The sequence below is a fragment of the Crocosphaera sp. Alani8 genome (assembly GCF_038442745.1).
In the GTDB taxonomy this organism is placed as follows: Bacteria; Cyanobacteriota; Cyanobacteriia; order Cyanobacteriales; family Microcystaceae; genus Crocosphaera.
Genome location: NZ_JARVCN010000224.1, coordinates 1 through 5,342 on the forward strand (window position 1 = coordinate 1; position 5,342 = coordinate 5,342).

The 5,342-nt window shown below is 39.5% G+C and carries 5 protein-coding genes and 1 pseudogene; 2 read left to right on the forward strand and 4 right to left on the reverse strand.

Annotation, left to right across the window (positions count from 1 at the left end):
- Positions 1-46 precede the first annotated feature (46 nt).
- Positions 47-1,252, forward strand: a pseudogene (locus P9B04_RS13530) (helicase-related protein); the annotation flags it as partial.
- Positions 1,253-1,294: 42 nt separating this feature from the next.
- The gene (locus tag P9B04_RS13535; RefSeq protein WP_342055516.1) at positions 1,295-2,062 is read left to right on the forward strand and encodes a YebC/PmpR family DNA-binding transcriptional regulator; all 768 of its coding nucleotides are present in this window, start codon (positions 1,295-1,297) and stop codon (positions 2,060-2,062) included.
- A gap of 67 nt (positions 2,063-2,129) precedes the next feature.
- On the opposite strand, the gene psbM is transcribed toward P9B04_RS13535, so the two are convergent.
- From psbM to P9B04_RS13555, 4 genes are all read right to left on the reverse strand, one after another.
- Positions 2,130-2,237 carry a photosystem II reaction center protein PsbM gene (gene psbM / locus P9B04_RS13540; protein ID WP_009546127.1) on the reverse strand — a complete coding sequence of 36 codons (108 nt, stop codon included), beginning with the start codon at positions 2,235-2,237 and terminating at the stop codon, positions 2,130-2,132.
- 84 nt (positions 2,238-2,321) lie between these two features.
- Positions 2,322-2,621 (reverse strand): 2Fe-2S iron-sulfur cluster-binding protein, encoded by a 300-nt coding sequence (locus P9B04_RS13545; protein ID WP_342055517.1) that lies wholly within the window; start codon positions 2,619-2,621, stop codon positions 2,322-2,324.
- Positions 2,622-2,752: 131 nt separating this feature from the next.
- Entirely contained in the window at positions 2,753-4,414 is a 1,662-nt protein-coding gene (locus P9B04_RS13550; RefSeq protein ID WP_342055518.1) for a TolC family protein, read from the reverse strand.
- Between the two features lie 186 nt (positions 4,415-4,600).
- Positions 4,601-4,915 carry a zinc ribbon domain-containing protein gene (locus P9B04_RS13555; RefSeq protein WP_342055519.1) on the reverse strand — a complete coding sequence of 105 codons (315 nt, stop codon included), beginning with the start codon at positions 4,913-4,915 and terminating at the stop codon, positions 4,601-4,603.
- Positions 4,916-5,342: the final 427 nt, after the last annotated feature.

The following is a 5,342-nucleotide window of genomic DNA, read 5'->3' on the forward strand; positions in this document are numbered from 1 at the left end:
CTTTGTCCCCTAACTTTCGGCGAGTCCCCCCAGACTTTTTGAGAAGCTTCAATTATACGAGAAAATTAAATTACAAATTTTATTGATTATTTGCCCTTATCTTCATTTGGTTAAGCAATGGGAGAGAGAATGTAAAAAATTTAATTTGAATCCTGTCTTAGCTTTTGAAAGCGTTTATAACTGGCAAGGAACATTATCAACAGAATTGTATAATATTCAGGCGAATAGAAAACCTTTTTTAACTATTATTACTACTAATTCCACCTTAATTAATCAAGGATTTCAATCACAAGTTAAATTTTTCCCCGAGAAAACTTTAATTATTGGTGATGAGGCACATCGTTTAGGTTCCCCCCGTTTAGAAAGCAGTTTACCCCGTAATATTGGCTTAAGATTAGCCTTATCTGCTACTCCAGAACGATACTTTGATGAAGAAGGAACCGATGCTTTACTCAACTATTTTGGAATAGTTATTAAACCAGAATTTACTTTAGCTGATGCTATTAAAAAACAAGCATTAGTACCTTATTTATACTATCCTATTTTTGTTAATTTAACAGAATCAGAAGCCCTTACTTATGCTAAATTAACTCAACGTATTGGTTGGGCATTAGGTCAAAACGATAATCTTAAAAATAAAGATAATCTAACCTCATTACTAATTCAAAGATCCCGTTTAATCGGAGTAGCAGAAAATAAATTAATCGCCCTAAGAGAATTGATGAAAAATCTTCTAAAAACTAACCATACTCTCTTTTATTGTGGAGATGGCTATTTAGAAAATGAACCTAAAAACTATCAAAAGCAAATTGCAGCAGTTACTCGTATTTTAGGGAGAGAATTAGGCTATCGAGTGAATACTTATACCGCAGAAAATACTTTAGAAGAAAGGGAAAAAATACGTCAGCAATTTCAAAAAGGGGACTTGCAAGGATTAGTTTCTATTCGTTGTTTGGACGAAGGAATTGACATTCCAGAAATTAAACAAGCGGTTATTCTAGCCAGCAGTGGAAACCCTCATCAGTTTATCCAAAGAAGAGGAAGAGTATTACGACCCCATCCCGATAAAAAACAGGCAATAATTTATGATATGGTAGTATTGCCTCCTAACTTAGACCGAGCTACCTGGGAAGTAGAAAAGAATTTATTGAGAAAAGAATTAAAGCGATTTATGGAATTTGCTAAAATTGCTCAGAATGCAGAAGAAGCTAGTAATAAATTCTTATCAATTCAAGAGCAGTATAACCTCTAAATAAGCTAAAATAGTAAGAAGATAGTTATTAATAATATTCTTATGGCAGGACACAGTAAATGGGCAAATATTAAACGCCAAAAAGAAAGAGTGGATGCTAAAAAAGGAAAAACATTTGCTCAGTTATCTCGTGCAATTATTGTAGCGGCTAAACACGGTATTGCTGATCCAAATGGGAATTTTCAACTACGGACAGCCATAGAAAAAGCCAAAGCTGCAGGTATACCCAATGATAACATCGAACGGGCGATCGCCAAAGGTGCTGGAACCTACGAAAACGACGATACCATTTACGAAGAAATTCGCTACGAAGGCTATGGGGTTGGGGGAGTTGCTATTCTCATAGAAGCCTTCACCGATAACAGAAACCGTACTGCAGCCGACTTGAGATCCGCCTTTACTAAAAACGGTGGTAACTTGGGGGAAACTGGTTGCGTGAGTTGGATGTTTGAGCAAAAAGGAGTGGTTAGAATAGAAGGCAAAATCGATGAGGATAGCCTCTTAGAAGCGTCGATGGAGGGGGAAGCCCAAAGTTATGAGTTGTACGATGAAGAAGGGGAACAGTCCGCAGAAGTGTTCACAGACATGACTAATTTGGATGCATTAAGTCAAATATTAAACAATCAAAAATTCAACGTCACCGAAGTAGAACTGCGATGGGTTGCTAATAATTTAATTGAAATCGAGGACGATGAACAAGCTAAATCGATTATTAAACTTATCGAAGCTTTAGAATCCCTGGATGATGTGCAAAATGTAACCGCTAACTTTGAAATGTCCGATGAATTGATGTTATTGAGTGTAAGTTAAAAAAGAGGGGAATTTCTACAGTTGAAATTTCCCCGTCATCTCAAATTAAGCATTTATGAAAAATAGCTTAAGATTCCGTTTCCTCACGGGTTTGAATGTATAAGATAAGTAGGAATACGGTAGGAACTAAAACAAAAAGAATAGTTGCAATAAAACCAAGATCGTTAACTTCCATGGATAATGAACCTCTATGTTATTAAATAAGGACAACAACTTTTAGAATATCATTACAACGGCCAATGACGGCAATGGTTGCCATCTACTTTTTCGGCTTAGTAACCACTGCGATTGGTCCGTTGACTAGGGTTTGACAAGCGAGACGGTAATTGTCAGGTTTTTTCTTGAGAAATCGTTGTTCAACATCGGTATGAGGGGAAAGATTTCCCATCCCCTCCACGATTTCTACCACACAGGTTCCGCATTGCCCGTAACCGCCACAGTTCATGAGCTTACCTTTGAAGGTATAAATATCAACTTTATTGTTTGAAGCTATCTTTTTTAGGTTAGACCCTTGTGCCGCCACAACCTCTTTATTTTCTTTAACAAATTTAATAGTCATTTGCTCTCCTTGGATTACGCCGATTAATAAAACAATTATTACTTATAATGTTAAGAAATTATAAGCAATTTGTTCACAGGATTCAATAGTTGAGACTACAGATCGCAAAGAAAATTAATCAAAGGTAGAGTTTACCTGATTTGAAAGAGACGGTTATCAGGGTAGTTGCTCACCGCTCTTTGCAGGGAGTTGAGGGAGCGATTGTATTCGATGATAGCTTCTAAGAAATTGACCCGTGCTTGGGACAAATCTCGTTGGGCATCAATAACTTCTGTTTGAGTACCTACCCCTGCTTGGAAACGTAATCTCGCTAGTCGGAGGGCTTCTTCTCGAGTGCGTACATTTTTTTCAGTACTGCTGATATTTTCTCGATTAGCAATCAAACTATAATAGGATTCTTCAACCTCGAAGCGAATTTCGTTACGCAGGTCAGCAAATCTAACATTAGCCCGATCTATGCGGCGTTCTGCTGCTCTGGCACCAGCAAAAGCCCTTCCCCCATCAAATAATCGCCAACTCAAGCGAGTTTCAAAACGATAATTGACCAACGCCCCCAGAGCATTATCTAAGTCATCATCAAATCCGTATTGGGCAAGAAAATCTAACCTCGGAATTATACCATCCTGACCCCCCATAGCAATACGACGGTCTTGTTCAGCAATTTCCCGTTGCACTAACTGTTGTTCTAACTCAGCGCGATTTTTGTAGGCCTGAACAATAGTTTCTTCCAGGGAAAGATTCCAAACCCCAGATTCTGTAATTTCATCCGCCGCCACCAGTTGAACGTGTTGCCCTAGACTAAGAGTTTCTGCTAATCTGCGTCTTGCGGTTCGTTGATTGGCTACTGCTCGAGTTAAAGCTTCATTGGCTGTGGCTAAGTCCCCGTCAGCCCTCAAAACATCGAATCTAGTACCCAAACCAGCTTGTTCTAATAATTGAGCATCTCGTAGGGTTTGGGAGGCGTTTTCTACATCTGCTTGAGCGATGGCCACTCGTGCGTCAGAGTTTTGTAAGAGATAGTAATTATCTGTGGCTTCAAAGCGTACTCCTTCCGCGCTTTGTTCTAACTGCAATTGACGATCACGGATTTCTCTTTCTGCTCTTTTAATCTCACCATCCCGTTCTCCGCCGGTATAGATATCGTATCTTAGAGCCACGTTAAAAAGACCTGTGGTTTGCCTGGATTCCACCACATTCTCAGGAATTCCCCGAGCAAAATCCCCACTTTGACGTTCGATAAAGTCGCGGTTTATTCTGGAATCTACTTCGATGGTGGGGTATAGGTCTGCCCTCTGCTGGACTAAAACGGCTTTCGCTTCTTCTACTTGAATACGAAATTCCTCTAACTCTCTATTATTTTGTAGGGCTATGGCAATCACTTCGTTGAGAGTCAAAGGCTTATTAATTGTTGTTTCTACGTCCTCTGGTTTAGTGGGACGCAAAAGAGGATTCCCATTGGGGTTAAGGTTATTGGGAGGTAATTGTTCAAGGATGGTTTCTGAATATTCCTCGGATTCCCGTAGACTGGGGGGGGTTGCGGACTGGGACAACATATCGATCCCTTTTCCATCTGCAGTTGAGGCATCTTTTTGCTTGTTAGAGGGAGTAGACGACCCTTTCATTTTCTTGATCTCACTAACACGGGGTTGAGAAAGCTCAGAGTCTAAGCTTAACTTTGCTGCGTCTGATTCTCCTTCTATAGATAACGTTGTTTGGGCTGTTAATCTAGTATTCCAAGATAATATGGCCAACAGACCCACACTCACACACACACAATAACGTAGAACAAACATAGTATTTATCAAAAATTTTAGTTAAACAACTAAATGATAATCGAATTGACACTCCACTGCCTAAAGGAGAGCGGTCTTGGTAGTTCCCATCAAAACCTCTCTGTATCAAAAGGAGGGAGGCTTGAAGCCCCAATTATTCCCTCATTTTGACATACTCCCTCGTTGAAAACGAGGGATTCTAACACCTCACAATGCTAGTTTTTTGCTTCGTTCCCCACCAACTAGAACATCGTACCCGATGCTCCCCGTCGCATCCAGTCCACAGACATTTTCTGGTACGTTATGCCCTAGCGCACTTATGCCTCGATTCCTAATTTCTTGACTAGCTGCTAAATCTCTTGTGGTGGTGTACCCACACTCATTACAGTGATGAACCCTGACATCTAAAGTTTTCTTTCCAGTGTGTGCGCCACAGTTGGGACAAGTCTGACTCGTACAATCCTTGTTGACCTTGGCAAAGTACACATCTCCCCGAAAACATACCCACTCTAAGATGTTCACACACTGGCCAAACTCTAGCCCTTACTTGATAATATTTGCTGCTTTGATAAATCCTTGTTAAAATTTTCAAATTTTCAGGAGTTAATCCTTTAATATATCTCATTTATTAGATCCTTGTAATCCTTTTTTCCCAGGGTGAACCCCGTTTTTTTTAGTTGACAATTCATTAAAGACACATATCTCCGCAATGGCCAGACAAATATTAAATATTAATCGCTCACAATGCTGATAAAACTATACCATAAAATATACAATTAATTCTGCTGACTTACTTACTTGTTTTTAAAGCGTGGAAAAACAAAACCTCTGGCTTTCATCTCATCCCAAGCTCTGTCGAGAGTTCTTAAAACTTGCTGGATAACTTGAGAATGAACTTTTTTGTATCTTCTCAAAAAGCCAGGGGTCACTCGCTGCGAAAACTTAGGCC